Source organism: Solibacillus sp. FSL R5-0691 (assembly GCF_037974225.1).
Lineage (GTDB): Bacteria > Bacillota > Bacilli > Bacillales_A > Planococcaceae > Solibacillus.
The window spans coordinates 2,401,615-2,417,033 of record NZ_CP150231.1 but is presented as its reverse complement, the minus strand read 5'-3'; the positions used below and the strand labels follow the sequence as shown (position 1 = coordinate 2,417,033).

Here is a 15,419-nt window from a genome sequence, read left to right as displayed (position 1 = left end):
ATGAATATTTTTGTATTAGTAAAACGTACTTTTGACACAGAAGAAAAAATCGTCGTATCAGGCGGTAAAATTCAGGAAGATGGTGCAGAATTCATCATCAATCCATACGATGAGTACGCAATTGAAGAAGCAATTCAAAAGCGTGACGCATTAGGCGGTAAAGTAACAGTTGTGACAATCGGTGGAGAAGATGCGGAAAAGCAGTTACGTACAGCTTTAGCAATGGGTGCCGATGAAGCGGTATTGATTAATACAGAAGATGATTTAGATGAGCTTGACCAATATTCTTCAGCTTATATTTTAGCGGAATATTTAAAAGACAAAGAAGCAGATTTAATTTTAGCAGGAAATGTAGCGATCGATGGTGGTTCAGGACAAGTTGGCCCGCGCTTAGCAGACCTGCTGGGCATTAACTACGTAACAACTATTACTTCATTGGAAATCGAAGGTACGAACGTTAAGATTGTGCGTGATATCGAAGGGGACGCTGAAGTATTAGAAACATCATTACCATTATTAGTAACAGCTCAACAAGGTTTAAACGAGCCGCGTTACCCATCTTTACCGGGGATTATGAAAGCTAAGAAGAAACCGCTTGCAGAACTGGAATTGGATGATTTGGATATCGATGAAGACGATGTTGAAGTAAAAGTAGAAACAGTTGAAATTTACTTACCGCCACAAAAAGCGGCTGGTCGTGTATTAGAAGGCGATCTTTCTGTACAGGTAAAAGAATTAGTAAACTTACTTCATAACGAAGCAAAAGTAGTCTAATAGAAGTCAACTAGCGTACGAAAATTTTTACGAAGATGGTAATGGAGGGATATTCTATGTCAAAGAAAGTTTTAGTGTTAGGTGAAGTTCGCGAAGGGAGCTTACGTAACGTTTCATTCGAAGCAATTGCAGCAGGTTTACAAATCGCTGACGGCGGTGAAGTAGTAGGTTTATTAGTTGGGGATGCAGTAGCTGATTTAACACAGGAATTAATCGCATATGGAGCGAGCCGTGTTATCACAGTAGAACATCCACATTTGAAAAACTATACATCTGACGGATACAGCCAAGCAATTTTAGCAGTAATAGAACAAGAAAATCCAGAAGCAATCGTTTTCGGTCATACTTCTTTAGGTAAAGACTTATCGCCAAAAATTGCTTCACGCTTACAATCGGGCTTAATTTCAGATGTTACGGAAATTCAGGGAGCAGGCGATGATACAGTATTTGTTCGCCCAATCTACTCTGGTAAAGCATTTGAAAAAGTAAAAATCAAAGAGGGTATTATTTTTGCGACAATTCGTCCGAACAATATTCCGCCATTAGTAAAAGACGATTCTCGTTCTGGTGAAGTATCATCAGTATCAGTTGATATTACAAATTTACGTACAATCATCAAAGAAGTTGTACGCAAATCAACTGAAGGTGTAGATCTTTCAGAAGCGAAAGTAGTAGTTGCAGGTGGTCGTGGTGTTAAATCCGAAGAAGGTTTTGAGCCATTAAAAGAGCTTGCTAATTTACTAGGTGGAGCAGTTGGCGCATCTCGTGGTGCATGTGACGCTGAATATTGCGATTACTCATTACAAATCGGCCAAACTGGTAAAGTTGTAACACCTGATTTATATATCGCTGCAGGGATTTCTGGTGCGATCCAGCATTTAGCTGGTATGTCGAACTCAAAAGTGATCGTTGCGATCAACAAAGATCCAGAAGCGAATATCTTTAAAGTAGCGGACTACGGTATCGTTGGCGACTTATTCGAAGTAGTGCCAATGTTAATTGAAGAGTTTAAAGCACTTAAAGTAAATGCTTAACAAGTGATTAGGGGCTTCCTTCTTTTGAAGGGAGCCTTTTAATTTTTATAGTGGTGAGGTAAATATGGTGTGAAGAGAAATGGATATCGTATAATGCATTAAATTGTTTAAATAAAGGGTATAGTTCTTCTAATATCCTCAAAAATCCATCGGAAACAATGGCTAAATTTGAGGGTCATGATATTCCCAAGCATTTTACTACTGTTTAATTGGGAAAACATGCTATACTACAACCATATGTTATTTAAGGAGGCTATTTAATATGGCAATTGTACACGCGACAGATCAAACATTTCCACAAGAAATTTCAAACGGCACAGTTTTAGTAGACTTTTGGGCTACTTGGTGCGGACCATGTAAAATGATCGCTCCAGTTCTTGAAGAATTAGATTCAGAAATCGGTAACGATGTTAAAATCGTAAAAGTTGATGTTGATAACAACCAAGGTACTGCTGCTGATTACCAAATCATGTCAATCCCATCATTATTATTATTCGTAGATGGTGAATTAAAAGCAAAAACTGCTGGCTTCATGCCAAAAGAAGCTTTAGTTGACTTCATTAACGACAACAAATAATTAAACCATTGACCATTCAAACGCCAAAGCGTTACTGATATGTCAACAAGCCGTATGCCGTATAAGGTGTACGGCTTTTTTCTTATACCCCAATCAGTTAAAATAAAAGAAAGGACATATTAAACAGGTGAGAAAATGAATGCAATCATAAAAGCAAAACTAGAAATACTACCAAATGAATCAGGTTGCTATATTATGAAAGACCGTCAAGGCACGATTATCTACGTTGGTAAGGCGAAAGTATTGAAAAATCGAGTGCGTTCTTACTTTACGGGAAGTCATGACGGGAAAACTGCAAGACTAGTCAGTGAGATTGAAGACTTCGAGTATATTGTGACTTCAAGCGATTTGGAAGCCCTTATTCTGGAGCTGAATTTAATTAAGCTGCATGACCCGAAGTATAATGTAAAACTAACGGATGATAAAACGTATCCTTATATAAAAATAACGAATGAACGTTACCCTCGTATTATTACGACAAGAAAAGTGAAGAAGGATAAAGCGAAATATTTCGGTCCGTATCCGAATGCCTATGCGGCGAACGAAACGCGTAAATTACTGGACCGTCTGTACCCGCTTCGTAAATGTACGCATCTGCCTAACCAGGTATGCCTGTACTATCACTTAGGTCAATGTTTGGCACCGTGTGTAAAGGATATTGAAAAACAGGTATATGACGAAATGATTGATGAGATTTCGAAGTTCTTAAATGGGGGCGTCGAAGAAATACAACAAGACCTTCAGCAAAAAATGCTGGATGCAGCTGAAAATCTGGAGTTTGAGCGGGCAAAGGAATTCCGGGATTTGATTGCCCATATTGATCAGATTATGGAAAAGCAAAAAATCGTCACGGATGATTTAAGCAACCGGGATGTATTTGGCTATGCAGTGGAAAAAGGCTGGATGTGTGTTCAGGTGTTTTTCGTGCGTCAAGGTAAACTCATTGAGCGGGATGTTTCGGTTTTCCCGATCTATAATGAGCCGGAAGAGGAATTTTTAACATTTGTCGGTCGTTTTTACGAACAGCCGCATCATCTATTGCCAAAAGAGATCTTTGTACCGAAATCGATTAACGAAACAATTTTACAAAAGCTTTTGAATGTGAAGGTACTGACACCAAAGCGCGGTTCCAAAAAAGAGCTTGTTGATCTGGCGATGAAAAATGCGGAAATCGCCATTCATGAAAAATTCCAGTTGATTGAACGTCAAGAAGAGCGGACAGTAGGGGCTTGTGAAGCGCTTGCTGAAGCAATGCAAATTCCGTTGCCGCTTAGAATAGAGGCGTTTGATAACAGTCATATGCACGGTGCAGACCCGGTATCGGCGATGGTTGTTTTCATCGACGGGAAGCCTGCGAAAAAGGAATACCGGAAATATAAAACAAGGGAAGCGGCCAAGCATGATGATTATGGTGCGATGCAGGAAGTTATTCGACGCCGCTATACACGTGTACTGCGAGAAAATCTGCCATTGCCTGACCTGATTCTTATCGATGGGGGAAAAGGACAGATGGAAGTTGCACGTGAAGTAATTGAAGACGAACTTGGCTTAGTCATCCCGATTGCAGGACTTGCTAAAGACGAAAAGCACAATACGTCCCAACTTTTATTTGGTACGCCTCCGGGAGTTGTACCGTTGAAGCGTACAAGTGACGGCTTCTATTTATTGCAGCGTATTCAAGATGAGGTTCACCGATTTGCGATTACATTTTTACGTCAGCAGCATCAAACGAATGCCATTACTTCTGTTCTCGATGGGATTGAAGGAGTGGGTCCGAAGCGAAAGCAGCAGCTTATGAAGCATTTTGGATCAGTGAAAAAAATTCGCGAAGCTAGCGAGCTGCAGCTGCAGGAATCAGGAGTACCGGCAAAATTGGCGGAAGTCATCTATCGTCATTTTCATGAAGCACCATTGAATAAAGAATAGAGTTGTGCTAATATAAAAGACAATTCAATATTTACTAAGATAGAGGCGCAGTATTCAACAGTACATTGCTCGAGGAAGAACAATTCCATTGACAGCAATCGAAAGGGGGTCCTGCCGAAGTGAAGTGCGTATTGTTCGCGCAGTTTGCTGGTTTTGCATTTAAGAGATGTAAAACTGTCAGAGCTTTATGTTCTGGAGGGCTATCCTGAAAAACTTATAACTATTATTTGTATTGACGGCGGCTTTCCATGAACATGGAAAGCCGTCTTTTTTGTTTTCGAATTTAAGGAGGGAAAAGAATGGAGACAGTTGTTGTAAAGTTTGGCGGTCCGGCATTGACTACACCGGAAAAAATCGTACATCTAGCTAAAAAAGTGATAAAAGAGCAAGGGCGTGGCATAAACTTAGTCGTTGTCGTTTCTTCAATGCCCGCTATACGACGAGAATTGAGACAATATGCTGCTGAAATTACCGATGAGCCGTCGAAACGGGAAATGGATGCATTCGTCTCATCAGCAACACAAATAACAAGTGCGATGCTTGCAATGGCGATTCAGGAGCATGGAGGCAAAGCTGTCTCGTTAGCTGGATGGCAAACAGGTATCCATACAAATCAAAAGCATGGTAACGCACGGATCGATCATGTCGATAGTAAACGAATTCAGGAACATTTGGCATTAGGCGAAATCGTCGTCGTAGCAGGCTTTCAAGGAGTTACGGGGACAGACAATATTTCAACATTCGGCAAAGGGGGTTCTGAAACTTCAGCGGTTGCACTGGCGGTTGCCCTCGAAGCAGAGCGTGTCGAGATTTTTTCATCAGTTGAAGGGATTTTCACAGCAGACCCAGAAATTGTAAAGGGATCTAGGAAACTACCGGAAGTTTCTTATGATGAGATGTTGGAATTTGCAAATTTAGGGGCTAAAATATTGCACCCACGTGCGGTTGAACTTGCCAAAAAATACAATATACCGCTCATTGTACGTTCATTCGTACAGGACGTGGAAGGCACTTTTATTAAAGGGGATGTAGACATGGAGAAAAACTTACTTGTACGCGGGATAGCCTACGAATCGGATATTATTCGTTTGACAATCGGCTATGATTCGTATGAAACCGCGTCATTGGCAGAAGTGTTTAGTGTTTTAGCAGAAAATGATATCAATGTGGATATTATTGTTCAAGCAGTCATTGATGGCGTGAAGCCGACCATTTCCTTTACAATTTCCAAGGATGAGTTTGCGGAAGCATTACGGGTTCTGGAAACTAGTAAACTATCACTTGGATTTAGTTTTGCAGATTTTGAAGTAGGTTTAGCGAAAGTATCGATTATCGGTTCTGCGATGGCATCCAATCCGGGGGTGGCAGCCCGCATGTTTGCACGTTTAGGACGCGAACATATTCCTGTAAAAATGGTCAGCACTTCGGAAATCAAAGTGTCTGTCGTTGTACCACAGGAAGAAATGGTTCGTGCTGCGAATGTGCTGCATGAGGAATTCGATTTGGCAATGAAAGAAGTAACCGCTTCTTAAAGTAATAGCTGGAAATGAGCTGAAGTAGCTTATTTCCAGCTTTTTTATTGTGCAAATTTGCATCTTCATCAATAGATAATTATGATAAGTTGAAGACTAAATTTTCTCTTTTAAATCCCATTTTAACGTAAATTTTACGATGTGTTTGTCATTGTCTTTTTCTTCATAGCACTCCGTTAAATAGCCAAGCTGTTTTTGCTTCTGCTCTGCTAAAAAGCCGGCTTCAAGACGGAAACAACGTTGTACAATATTAAGTGGCAATTCCTCAGATGTCGAAAGTATGTAGTGAAGTTCGTCCTTCGTTTCCTTTTCCAGAATTAACTGGCCCCAGCCAGCTTCCATGAAAAATGAAGGCAGTTCATCCATTGAAAATAATGGGAACTTTCTTGCAATTTCTTTACCTGCCCAATATAAAACATCTTCTTCATGCTTTCCTAAAATAGAAGGAAGAAGATGGTCACGAATGATTTCGTAGCCAAAAGTTGGAATCGTTTTCATTTTGTACCCTTCCATATAAAAAACCTCTTTCATAAATTTTCGTATAATTTTCATTCTTTCGTGAAGAAAAGAGTTATAAGCAGAAAAAACGGTTCTCAAAACAGCGTAAAACCGTCTTTAAAATGATTATAAAATATCCTGCGTTGCCTTGACGCTAGTATCTGTTGAGAGTACAATGGACATGTCATAATATTGTACCATGATGAAATGCGCAGTCAACATCCCAACTTTTACAAATTTGAGGCGTTGCGCAAGTGTATTTCAAGTACTAAGGGGGGTAACAGTTTTGTCGAAAGATCGTGAATTTTTATGGCGCCGCTTACACTCGTTACTAGGTGTAGTTCCTGTCGGGTTGTTCTTGGTGTTCCACTTATTTCTGAACTTCACTGCAATTGGCGGTGAGGAAACTTACAATAACGCTACAGGTGTTATGGAATTACTTCCACACTCGTTATTGTTAGCGATGGAATGGATTATTATCTATATTCCATTAATGTTCCACGGATTCTATGGAGTGTATATCGCTTTTACAGCGACATACAACACGGGACGTTTCAGCACATTCCGTAACTGGATGTTTGCATTGCAACGTTTCACAGGGATTTTCCTTGTAATCTTCATTGCGTGGCATATTTTCCAAACACGTATCCAAAAAGCATTAGGTGCTGAAGTTGAATTTAATATGATGGTTGAAATCGTTGATAATCCATTAATGTTAGTATTCTACATTTTAGGTATCGTTTCAGCAGCATTCCACTTAGCGAACGGTTTATGGTCGTTCTTAGTAAGCTGGGGTATTACACAATCTAACAAATCTCAACGAATCGCAACTTATGTTACATTGTTAATCTTCGTAGTATTAGCAATCGTTGGTGTTGCAGCTATCTTAGCATTCGTTTAATCACTTAACTTAGTCACTACTACATAGTTAAGTACTTAGACGGAATGGAATATGAGTAAAAGTTTTAGCAATTAATGAGGAGTGAGAAATAATCATGGCAAAAAGTAAAGTTATCGTCGTTGGTGGCGGTCTTGCTGGCTTAATGGCTACGATTAAAGCAGCTGAAGTTGGTACTGAAGTTGAATTATTCTCGTTAGTTCCGGTTAAACGTTCACACTCTGTATGTGCACAAGGCGGAATTAACGGAGCAGTTAATACAAAAGGTGAAGGGGATTCTCCATGGATCCACTTTGATGATACAGTTTATGGTGGTGACTTCTTAGCGAACCAACCACCAGTTAAAGGTATGTGTGATGCAGCACCTGGTATTATCCACTTAATGGACCGTATGGGTGTAATGTTCAACCGTACTCCAGAAGGTTTACTTGACTTCCGTCGTTTCGGTGGTACGTTAATGCACCGTACAGCATTCTCTGGTGCGACTACTGGTCAACAATTATTATACGCACTAGACGAGCAAGTTCGTTCACACGAAGTAGCTGGTTTAGTTACGAAATATGAGCACTGGGAATTCCTTGGTGTAGTGCTTGATGACGAAGGCGTTTGCCGCGGTATCGTAGCACAAGATTTACGTAGTGAAGAAATTCGCTCATTCCGCTCTGATGCTGTAATTATGGCAACAGGTGGTCCTGGTATTATCTTCGGTAAAACAACAAACTCAGTAATCAACACTGGTTCTGCAGCATCGATTGTTTACCAACAAGGTGCAACATATTCAAATGGTGAAATGATTCAAATTCACCCAACAGCGATTCCTGGAGACGACAAAAACCGTCTAATGTCTGAATCTGCTCGTGGTGAAGGTGGACGTGTATGGACGTATAAAGACGGTAAGCCTTGGTACTTCCTAGAAGAGAAATATCCAGCTTACGGTAACTTAGTACCACGTGATATCGCAACACGTGAGATTTTTGACGTGTGTGTAAATCAAAAATTGGGTATTAACGGGGAAAACATGGTATACTTAGACTTATCCCATAAAGATCCTCATGAATTAGATATTAAACTAGGTGGTATCATCGAAATCTACGAAAAATTCGTAGGTGATGACCCACGTAAATTACCGATGAAAATCTTCCCAGCGGTACACTATTCAATGGGTGGATTATGGGTTGACTATGACCAAATGACTGAAATCCCTGGTTTATTCGCTGCAGGTGAATGTGACTACTCACAACACGGTGCAAACCGTTTAGGTGCGAACTCATTATTATCAGCGATTTACGGTGGTATGGTTGCAGGTCCAAATGCTGTTAAGTACATTAAAGGACTTAAAAAGCATGCAGAAGATTTACCTGAAGAAATCTATACGCGTCGCGTACAGGAAGAAACAGAAAAATGGGAAGCTATCCTAAAAATGGATGGTACAGAAAACGCTTACTTACTACACAAAGAACTTGGTGAGTGGATGACTGACAACATGACTGTTGTACGTGTAAACGCAAAACTAGAAGAAACTTATGCGAAATTAACTGAACTTCAAGAGCGTTGGGAAAACATCAACATTAACGACACACAAAAATGGTCGAATCAAGGTGCTCACTTCACTCGTCAGTTAAAGAACATGCTATATTTAGCTAAAGTTATGACTAAGGGTGCATTATTACGTAACGAATCTCGTGGGGCTCACTACAAGCCTGAATTCCCTGAACGTGATGATGAAAACTTCTTAAAAACAACTATGGCGAAGTTCGATCCGGCAACGGGCGAACCAATTATTACTTATGCCGATGTAGACGTTTCGTTAATTCCACCACGTAAACGCGACTACTCAGCGTAGAAGGGGGAACTAAACAGTGGAAACAGTAAATACTGATAGAACAGTTAAGTTAGAAATCGTTCGTCAAGACAATGAGAATGGTGCTACACGCGTTGAGAAGTTTGAAGTTCCTTACCGTCCAGGTATGAACGTTATTTCTGCTCTAATGCATATTCAAAAAAATCCTGTTACTGCTGATGGTCAAAAAACGACTCCAGTAGCATGGGATATGAACTGTCTGGAAGAAGTTTGTGGTGCATGTTCAATGGTAATCAACGGACGTCCACAACAATCTTGTTCAGCATTAGTAGACAAGTTAACTCAACCAATTCGTTTAGAGCCAATGAAAACTTTCCCGGTTATCCGTGACTTACAAGTAGACCGTGAGCGCATGTTTAATGCACTTAAGAAAGTTAAAGCATGGGTACCTATCGATGGTACTTATGATTTAGGCGAAGGTCCTCGTATGCCAGAGCGCAAACGTCAATGGGCTTATGAATTATCAAAATGTATGACTTGTGGTGTATGTATGGAAGCATGTCCAAACGTTTCTGAATCTGCATCATTCATCGGACCATTTGCATTATCACAAGTACGTTTATTCAACACACACCCAACAGGTGCAATGAATAAAGACGAGCGTTTAAATGCAATTATGGGCGATGGTGGTCTTGCAAACTGCGGTAACTCACAAAACTGTGTAGCTGCATGTCCAAAAGGTATTCCTTTGACAACATCTATCGCTGCACTTAACCGTGAAACAACAGTTCAAATGTTCAAAAACTTCTTCGGTTCTGACCACATGGTTGACTAATCGAATGAATATAATTGACCCTCACCTAGGTGGGGGTCTTTTTGTTTTGAGTCCGCTTTTTGATTTCTGACAAATTATGCTATAATGAATGAGTATTCATTATCAGGGGATGATGATGGAATCAAACAAAGGGGGAATTTATTATGCGAGCTACATATATTCAGGATGCAACAGAATGGATGGCAGGATTTTCGTTTTCGACAAAGGTAAAGGTGCGTTTTTCGGAAACGGATATGTACGGGCATGTGAACAATACAAAAGTATTTGCCTATTTCGAGTATGCACGTATCGAATATTTTAAAGCATTAGGATTTGATTTTACAGCAGGATCAGATACGGGAAATATGCTCGTTGTTGCGGATATCCAATGTGATTATTTAAAAGAAGTGTTTTTCGACGAAGAATTGACAATATTTGTTAAAACCGCATCAATCGGCACATCATCGATGGATTTGCATTATTTGGTGAAAAATGAAAAAGATGAAGTGTGCTATACAGGGCGCGGAACGCTTGTACAATTGAGCAGTGACACGGGGAAAGGTGTCCCGTTACTGGAAGAACAAAAAAAATTATTGCTTGGGAAATAGTTAAATGCCCTCACCTGCTTTGTATTTTCGACATAATGTACAAAGAAGAGGATAGGAGGGTGTTGCAAAATGAATCGTCCGCAGCATCGTTCGCTGTTAACAAAAAGAGAACGCGAGATTTTTGAGCTATTAATAAAGGACTATTCAACACGGGAAATATCAACTAAGCTAGGCATTAGTGAAAAAACCGTTCGTAATCATATTTCGAATACGATTCAAAAGCTGGGTGTATCAAGTCGTACGCAAGCGATTCTTGAGTTATTAAGACTTCAGGAATTGTCGATATACTGATTCGATGCTTGCTATTTTATGAAAAAAACTTCAAAATAGAACTATGAAACGCATCGAGGAGTGAATGGAGTAGATGAAAGATCACAGCACACATAGCTCTGAATCTGTAGCAATCCTGGAAAAAGAACTAAGATATATTTCACACTTAATCAAGCAAAAAGGTCGAGAAATTTTAAGCAATTATACGATTACACCTCCGCAATTTATTGCATTGCAATGGTTGCATGAATCGGGTGATATGACGATCGGTGACTTGTCGACGAAAATGTATTTAGCATTTTCGACAACGACAGATTTAGTGGACCGGATGGAAAAAAATGAATTGGTACAGCGTGTACGTGACGAAAATGATCGACGTGTTGTAAGGATTCATCTTTTACCTGAAGGCGAAAGAATTATCCAGGAAGTAATTTTAAAGCGTCAAAATTATTTGCGGGATATTACACAGGAATTTAACGCAGAAGAGTTTGAGCAATTATCAAGAACATTACAAAAACTACATTTATTAATGAAATAGGATAGAGGCGGTACAAGTGAATGCCCCAATAGGTGTTATCGATTCCGGAGTTGGCGGATTAACAGTGGCAAAAGCAATTATGGAGCTTTTGCCGAATGAAACAATATATTATATAGGTGATACGGCGCGATGTCCTTACGGGCCACGCACAAAGCAAGAAGTCCGCAATTTTACATGGGAGATGGCAAAAGCGCTTGAAAAGATGAATGTGAAGATGCTTGTCATTGCATGTAATACTGCGACTGCCGTTGCATTGGAAAGTCTGCAAAAGCATATGCCATTTCCGGTTTTAGGAGTTATTAATGCAGGGGCACGAGCGGCCATAAAAAAGACAAAGCGCAATGAAGTTGTCGTATTAGCGACAGAAGGCACGATCAAAAGCGGCGCATATGAAGAAGCAGTGAAATCATTGTCGACAAAAGCGAAAATAATTCCACTTGCCTGTCCGACATTTGTGCCACTCGTTGAAAGTGGCGAATACGAAGGCCAATTTTCGTATGACCTTGTTGCGAAAGGATTAAAGGCGCTTGAAGATGAGCGATTTGATACAGTTATTTTAGGCTGTACACATTATCCTATTTTACAAAAGCAAATCGAAGCAGCAGTAGGCTCACAAGTTCACGTCCTGTCATCTGCCGAAGAAACGGCTAAAGATGTTGAAGCGATTTTAAGCTACACAGGACAATTACGAACAGAGGAAAAACCGCCACACCATATTCTGCATGCATCTGGTTCTGTGCCGATTTTCCGTTCCATAGCGGAACGTTGGCTGGAAAAAGGTGAATTGGATATCCGTAAAATTACATTCGAAAAATAGTTGATAGCTCAAATTAGGCATTTTGTCTAATTTGAGCTTTTTCCTTCTATGTCTTGCTTTTCTGCTTTAGACCCACCTTAAATTGTGATAAGATAAGTGCGCGAACAAATTGAGGAGGTCACGAATGACTAGACATGACTTAAGAGCTGTGAATGAATTACGTCCAGTTCAAATTGATAATAATTATTTAATGCATCCGGAAGGCTCGGTATTAATAACAGTTGGAAATACAAAGGTGATTTGTACTGCAACGATTGAAGAAAAAGTACCTGGTTTTTTACGTGGACAAGGTAAAGGTTGGATTACGGCTGAATATTCCATGCTACCACGCGCTACAGAGCAACGCACACGCCGTGAAAGCTCTGCAGGGAAGGTAAGTGGCCGCACAATGGAAATTCAACGCTTAATCGGCCGAGCATTACGTGCTGTCGTTGATTTAGAAGCATTAGGTGAAAAAACAGTATGGATTGACTGTGACGTAATCCAGGCAGATGGCGGAACGCGTACAGCATCGATTACAGGAGCTTTTGTAGCGATGACACAGGCAATTGCAAAACTAGGTGCTGACAAGCCATTCGTAAAATTCCCGGTTACAGATTATTTAGCTGCGACGAGTGTCGGAAAACTAGAAAACATTGGCGCAGTTTTGGACTTAAACTATGTGGAAGATTCAGCTGCACAAGTCGATATGAACGTTATTATGACAGGTGCCGGCGAATTTGTGGAATTGCAAGGGACAGGCGAAGAAGCGACATTCAGCCGTTCAGAACTAAATGAATTACTCGATTTAGGAGAAGCCGGAATTGCACAGCTAATCGAAATGCAAAAAACAGCATTAGGCGACATCGCAAACTTGATCGGAAAGGTGGAAGCATAATGAAACAAGTAGTAATCGCCACGAAGAACAAAGGTAAAGCGAAAGACTTTGAAGCATTATTCGGACCATTTGGCTATGAAGTTGTCACAATGTTTGAGGTTGCTCCAGATGTGGAAATTGAAGAGACAGGTACGACTTTTGAAGAAAATGCCATTTTAAAGGCGGAAACATTGGCGAACATGCTTGGCCAAATCGTGATTGCAGATGACAGCGGATTAGCGATCGATGCTTTAAACGGTGAACCGGGTGTGTATTCAGCGCGTTATGCCGGCGACCATGATGATGAAGCGAATATGGTGAAAGTGCTGGAAAACATGAAGGACGTACCGGAAGAACAGCGTACAGCCCGTTTCTGCTGTGCTTTAGCAATTGCTGGACCGAACATGGAGACAAAGACAGTATTCGGTACTTGTGAAGGTATAATTGCACATGAGAAGAAGGGGACAAATGGATTCGGTTATGACCCGATTTTCTATGTACCTGCTTTGGAAAAACATATGGCGGAACTTTCTGCCGAAGAAAAAGGCGCCATTTCACACCGAGGCAATGCCATTCGCAAACTGGCATTACAGCTAGCAGAATTTCTGAAATAGCAATTTCGGCAATTGCTGGAAATTGTAAAAATTTGTTTAATAACGATTGAATTTTCGTTTCAATGCTGTCAAACTAAGTATAGAAATGTAAAGGATGTGGATACGTATGAAGCTGTTGATAATGAGTGATACACATGGTGACGAGGAAATCATTGAACGTGTAAAGGGCTACCATCCAGATGCGCATAAAGTGATCCATTGTGGTGATAGTGAATTACCGTATGCACATCCTGCTCTGCAAGGAGTAGAGCGTGTGAAAGGGAACTGTGATCATGACCATAACTATTTGGAAGAGCTGCTTTTTCAGGTAAATGGAGATTTTGTGTATGTGACACACGGGCATTTATACGATGTGAAAAACTCTCCGATGAAACTGATTTACCGCGCAAAGGAAGTCGGCGCACAAATCGTATGTTTTGGTCATTCACATATCCTTGGTGCAGAATATATTGATGACATATTATTTATCAATCCGGGCAGCTTGTTGAAGCCACGCCGGATCGAAGAAAAGTCATTTGTGACTCTGACAATAACTTCCACACATTTTACATTACAATGTTATGACGATAATAATAATTTGATTGATGAATTGTTTTATGAGCGTTAATTAACAATGTGAAGCCTTGAAGTAATGAGGGCTTCACTTTTTTAATACAGAATTTAGCAAATGGAAAATTATTTTAGTTAAATAATAATTTTGTTTAATTTGTTTGTTGACTTTAAATATAATATACCATATAATAAAAAATGTCTTTATTACCAATTGGTTTAAAGAAATTGTCTCAGTAGCTCAGCAGGATAGAGCAACGGCCTTTAAGTAAATAGGAGCCTTTATACGGAAAATGAACGTATAAAGTGGACGACACCGTATCGGTAAACCCTTAACAGATTATGCTGATGGCAATACCGAGGAAACGAGAACATTTGAATGGCTTTATGCAGGTAAAATGTTTGCTGCAAGAAATTGCGAGAGGTTCCGTAGAGACTAAACGTGTCGCACCTGAAATGGTGAAGTTATAGTCCAGACCAACAAATTATACTTCTGTATAAGTAGTGAAAACTATAGTGGTAAGCTAAGCCGTCGGTCGGGGGTTCGAATCCCTCCTGGGACGTATTTAGGTTCAAATTGTATAAGATTGAACAAAAGATTAAACGCTTCAAACCCTTGATATTCAAGAGTTTGAAGCGTTTTTTCGTATTATCTATATACGAAAGTATAGGATAGTTTTCGATATGTTTTTACACAAATTTTACACATCGAGAGATTTTTGAGCATTATCTAGATGTAGTCTATAATCGGTAAAAGTGCCGCGCGGTTATAGTGAAATGGAGGACTACAATGGTAAAATTAAATTCCGAAGATGTAAAATTATTAAATAGAATCTTTATGCTGGAAATGATCTTGACTAGTTGCGTATTTTCATCAGTATTTTTGTTTATAGAATTTATTGTAGATGTCATTCCTTTTTTATCAAGGTATAGTGCTTATACAATTATAATAATTAAATCCAATCTTTTATCTATGCTTATTTACAAGATGACATTGCAACAGATACTTTATCAAGATTTAAGGGAGAAACAAATAGATAAGCTATATAGCTTACCAATTAAAGCAATGTTATACGTTAGTACTTTGCCTTTTACTATTTTTATAATAGATGCATTATTCATGGGGATTAATATAGGATGGAATATAATGATGGTATCAATAATTTATATATTATGTTTTATTAATTCAGTATTAAAAGCTAGGAATTATATATGGAAGAAATGGAGTAATGAAAATAGTGTTAATTAAATTAATCTTGTTATAAAGGATTACCTGGTAAAATGTAGAACTTTAAAATTAAAGGAGGTGGATA

17 protein-coding genes and 1 riboswitch are annotated in these 15,419 nt (G+C 39.5%); of the genes, 16 read left to right on the top strand and 1 reads right to left on the bottom strand.

Features of this window, described 5'->3' with window-relative positions; all coding sequences use genetic code 11:
• The 5 genes from MKY51_RS12150 to MKY51_RS12130 all read left to right on the top strand — a co-directional run bounded on the left by MKY51_RS12150 (position 1) and on the right by MKY51_RS12130 (position 5,843).
• Positions 1-774, top strand: a complete 774-nt coding sequence (locus MKY51_RS12150; protein ID WP_339172418.1) for an electron transfer flavoprotein subunit beta/FixA family protein — start codon at positions 1-3, stop codon at positions 772-774.
• A 56-nt stretch (positions 775-830) separates the two neighbouring features.
• A complete protein-coding gene (locus tag MKY51_RS12145) occupies positions 831-1,808 on the top strand; it encodes an electron transfer flavoprotein subunit alpha/FixB family protein (RefSeq protein ID WP_339172415.1) in 978 nt (325 codons plus the stop codon).
• A 262-nt stretch (positions 1,809-2,070) separates the two neighbouring features.
• On the top strand, positions 2,071-2,385 hold the full coding sequence (gene trxA / locus MKY51_RS12140) for a thioredoxin (protein WP_339172413.1): 315 nt from the start codon (positions 2,071-2,073) through the stop codon (positions 2,383-2,385).
• A gap of 135 nt (positions 2,386-2,520) precedes the next feature.
• Positions 2,521-4,311, top strand: coding sequence for an excinuclease ABC subunit UvrC (gene uvrC, locus MKY51_RS12135; protein WP_339172410.1), 1,791 nt, complete (start codon positions 2,521-2,523; stop codon positions 4,309-4,311).
• Positions 4,312-4,343: 32 nt separating this feature from the next.
• Positions 4,344-4,522: riboswitch (Lysine riboswitch) on the top strand.
• 88 nt (positions 4,523-4,610) lie between these two features.
• Positions 4,611-5,843 carry an aspartate kinase gene (locus MKY51_RS12130; protein WP_339172408.1) on the top strand — a complete coding sequence of 411 codons (1,233 nt, stop codon included), beginning with the start codon at positions 4,611-4,613 and terminating at the stop codon, positions 5,841-5,843.
• A 96-nt stretch (positions 5,844-5,939) separates the two neighbouring features.
• Here the strand turns inward: MKY51_RS12130 and MKY51_RS12125 are convergent, their stop codons facing one another.
• The gene (locus MKY51_RS12125) at positions 5,940-6,356 is read right to left on the bottom strand and encodes a YslB family protein (RefSeq protein ID WP_339172406.1); all 417 of its coding nucleotides are present in this window, start codon (positions 6,354-6,356) and stop codon (positions 5,940-5,942) included.
• A 271-nt stretch (positions 6,357-6,627) separates the two neighbouring features.
• Here MKY51_RS12125 and MKY51_RS12120 point away from each other — a divergent pair, with 271 nt between their 5' ends.
• From MKY51_RS12120 to MKY51_RS12070, 11 genes are all read left to right on the top strand, one after another.
• Positions 6,628-7,242: a succinate dehydrogenase cytochrome b558 subunit gene (locus MKY51_RS12120; RefSeq protein ID WP_339172403.1), complete on the top strand. Its 615-nt coding sequence runs from the start codon at positions 6,628-6,630 to the stop codon at positions 7,240-7,242.
• A gap of 94 nt (positions 7,243-7,336) precedes the next feature.
• Positions 7,337-9,082 carry a succinate dehydrogenase flavoprotein subunit gene (gene sdhA / locus MKY51_RS12115; protein ID WP_339172400.1) on the top strand — a complete coding sequence of 582 codons (1,746 nt, stop codon included), beginning with the start codon at positions 7,337-7,339 and terminating at the stop codon, positions 9,080-9,082.
• Positions 9,083-9,098: 16 nt separating this feature from the next.
• A complete protein-coding gene (sdhB, locus tag MKY51_RS12110; protein WP_251686562.1) occupies positions 9,099-9,875 on the top strand; it encodes a succinate dehydrogenase iron-sulfur subunit in 777 nt (258 codons plus the stop codon).
• 143 nt (positions 9,876-10,018) lie between these two features.
• Complete coding sequence (locus MKY51_RS12105; RefSeq protein WP_339172397.1) at positions 10,019-10,462, top strand: thioesterase family protein; 444 nt, start codon at positions 10,019-10,021, stop codon at positions 10,460-10,462.
• 69 nt (positions 10,463-10,531) lie between these two features.
• Positions 10,532-10,753, top strand: a complete 222-nt coding sequence (locus tag MKY51_RS12100) for a LuxR C-terminal-related transcriptional regulator (RefSeq protein WP_008405041.1) — start codon at positions 10,532-10,534, stop codon at positions 10,751-10,753.
• 73 nt (positions 10,754-10,826) lie between these two features.
• Positions 10,827-11,270 carry a MarR family transcriptional regulator gene (locus MKY51_RS12095; RefSeq protein WP_339172394.1) on the top strand — a complete coding sequence of 148 codons (444 nt, stop codon included), beginning with the start codon at positions 10,827-10,829 and terminating at the stop codon, positions 11,268-11,270.
• 16 nt (positions 11,271-11,286) lie between these two features.
• Positions 11,287-12,087 (top strand): glutamate racemase, encoded by an 801-nt coding sequence (racE, locus tag MKY51_RS12090; protein ID WP_339172391.1) that lies wholly within the window; start codon positions 11,287-11,289, stop codon positions 12,085-12,087.
• A 124-nt stretch (positions 12,088-12,211) separates the two neighbouring features.
• The gene (gene rph, locus MKY51_RS12085; protein ID WP_339172388.1) at positions 12,212-12,964 is read left to right on the top strand and encodes a ribonuclease PH; all 753 of its coding nucleotides are present in this window, start codon (positions 12,212-12,214) and stop codon (positions 12,962-12,964) included.
• Positions 12,964-13,557 carry an XTP/dITP diphosphatase gene (locus tag MKY51_RS12080; protein WP_339172386.1) on the top strand — a complete coding sequence of 198 codons (594 nt, stop codon included), beginning with the start codon at positions 12,964-12,966 and terminating at the stop codon, positions 13,555-13,557. The genes rph and MKY51_RS12080 overlap by 1 nt, the downstream gene beginning before the upstream one ends.
• Positions 13,558-13,663: 106 nt before the next feature.
• Entirely contained in the window at positions 13,664-14,164 is a 501-nt protein-coding gene (locus tag MKY51_RS12075) for a metallophosphoesterase (protein WP_339172383.1), read from the top strand.
• 732 nt (positions 14,165-14,896) lie between these two features.
• Positions 14,897-15,355, top strand: coding sequence for a hypothetical protein (locus tag MKY51_RS12070; protein ID WP_339172382.1), 459 nt, complete (start codon positions 14,897-14,899; stop codon positions 15,353-15,355).
• The last annotated feature ends 64 nt before the right edge of the window (positions 15,356-15,419 follow it).

Bases quoted from the DNA above. Each gene is read 5' to 3' on its own strand.
- MKY51_RS12150 (WP_339172418.1), top strand. From the start codon at position 1: ATGAATATTTTTGTATTAGTAAAACGTACTTTTGACACAGAAGAAAAA.
- MKY51_RS12145 (WP_339172415.1), top strand. From the start codon at position 831: ATGTCAAAGAAAGTTTTAGTGTTAGGTGAAGTTCGCGAAGGGAGCTTA.
- trxA (WP_339172413.1), top strand. From the start codon at position 2,071: ATGGCAATTGTACACGCGACAGATCAAACATTTCCACAAGAAATTTCA.
- uvrC (WP_339172410.1), top strand. From the start codon at position 2,521: ATGAATGCAATCATAAAAGCAAAACTAGAAATACTACCAAATGAATCA.
- MKY51_RS12130 (WP_339172408.1), top strand. From the start codon at position 4,611: ATGGAGACAGTTGTTGTAAAGTTTGGCGGTCCGGCATTGACTACACCG.
- MKY51_RS12125 (WP_339172406.1), bottom strand. From the start codon at position 6,356: ATGGAAGGGTACAAAATGAAAACGATTCCAACTTTTGGCTACGAAATC.
- sdhA (WP_339172400.1), top strand. From the start codon at position 7,337: ATGGCAAAAAGTAAAGTTATCGTCGTTGGTGGCGGTCTTGCTGGCTTA.
- MKY51_RS12105 (WP_339172397.1), top strand. From the start codon at position 10,019: ATGCGAGCTACATATATTCAGGATGCAACAGAATGGATGGCAGGATTT.
- MKY51_RS12100 (WP_008405041.1), top strand. From the start codon at position 10,532: ATGAATCGTCCGCAGCATCGTTCGCTGTTAACAAAAAGAGAACGCGAG.
- MKY51_RS12095 (WP_339172394.1), top strand. From the start codon at position 10,827: ATGAAAGATCACAGCACACATAGCTCTGAATCTGTAGCAATCCTGGAA.
- rph (WP_339172388.1), top strand. From the start codon at position 12,212: ATGACTAGACATGACTTAAGAGCTGTGAATGAATTACGTCCAGTTCAA.
- MKY51_RS12080 (WP_339172386.1), top strand. From the start codon at position 12,964: ATGAAACAAGTAGTAATCGCCACGAAGAACAAAGGTAAAGCGAAAGAC.
- MKY51_RS12075 (WP_339172383.1), top strand. From the start codon at position 13,664: ATGAAGCTGTTGATAATGAGTGATACACATGGTGACGAGGAAATCATT.
- MKY51_RS12070 (WP_339172382.1), top strand. From the start codon at position 14,897: ATGGTAAAATTAAATTCCGAAGATGTAAAATTATTAAATAGAATCTTT.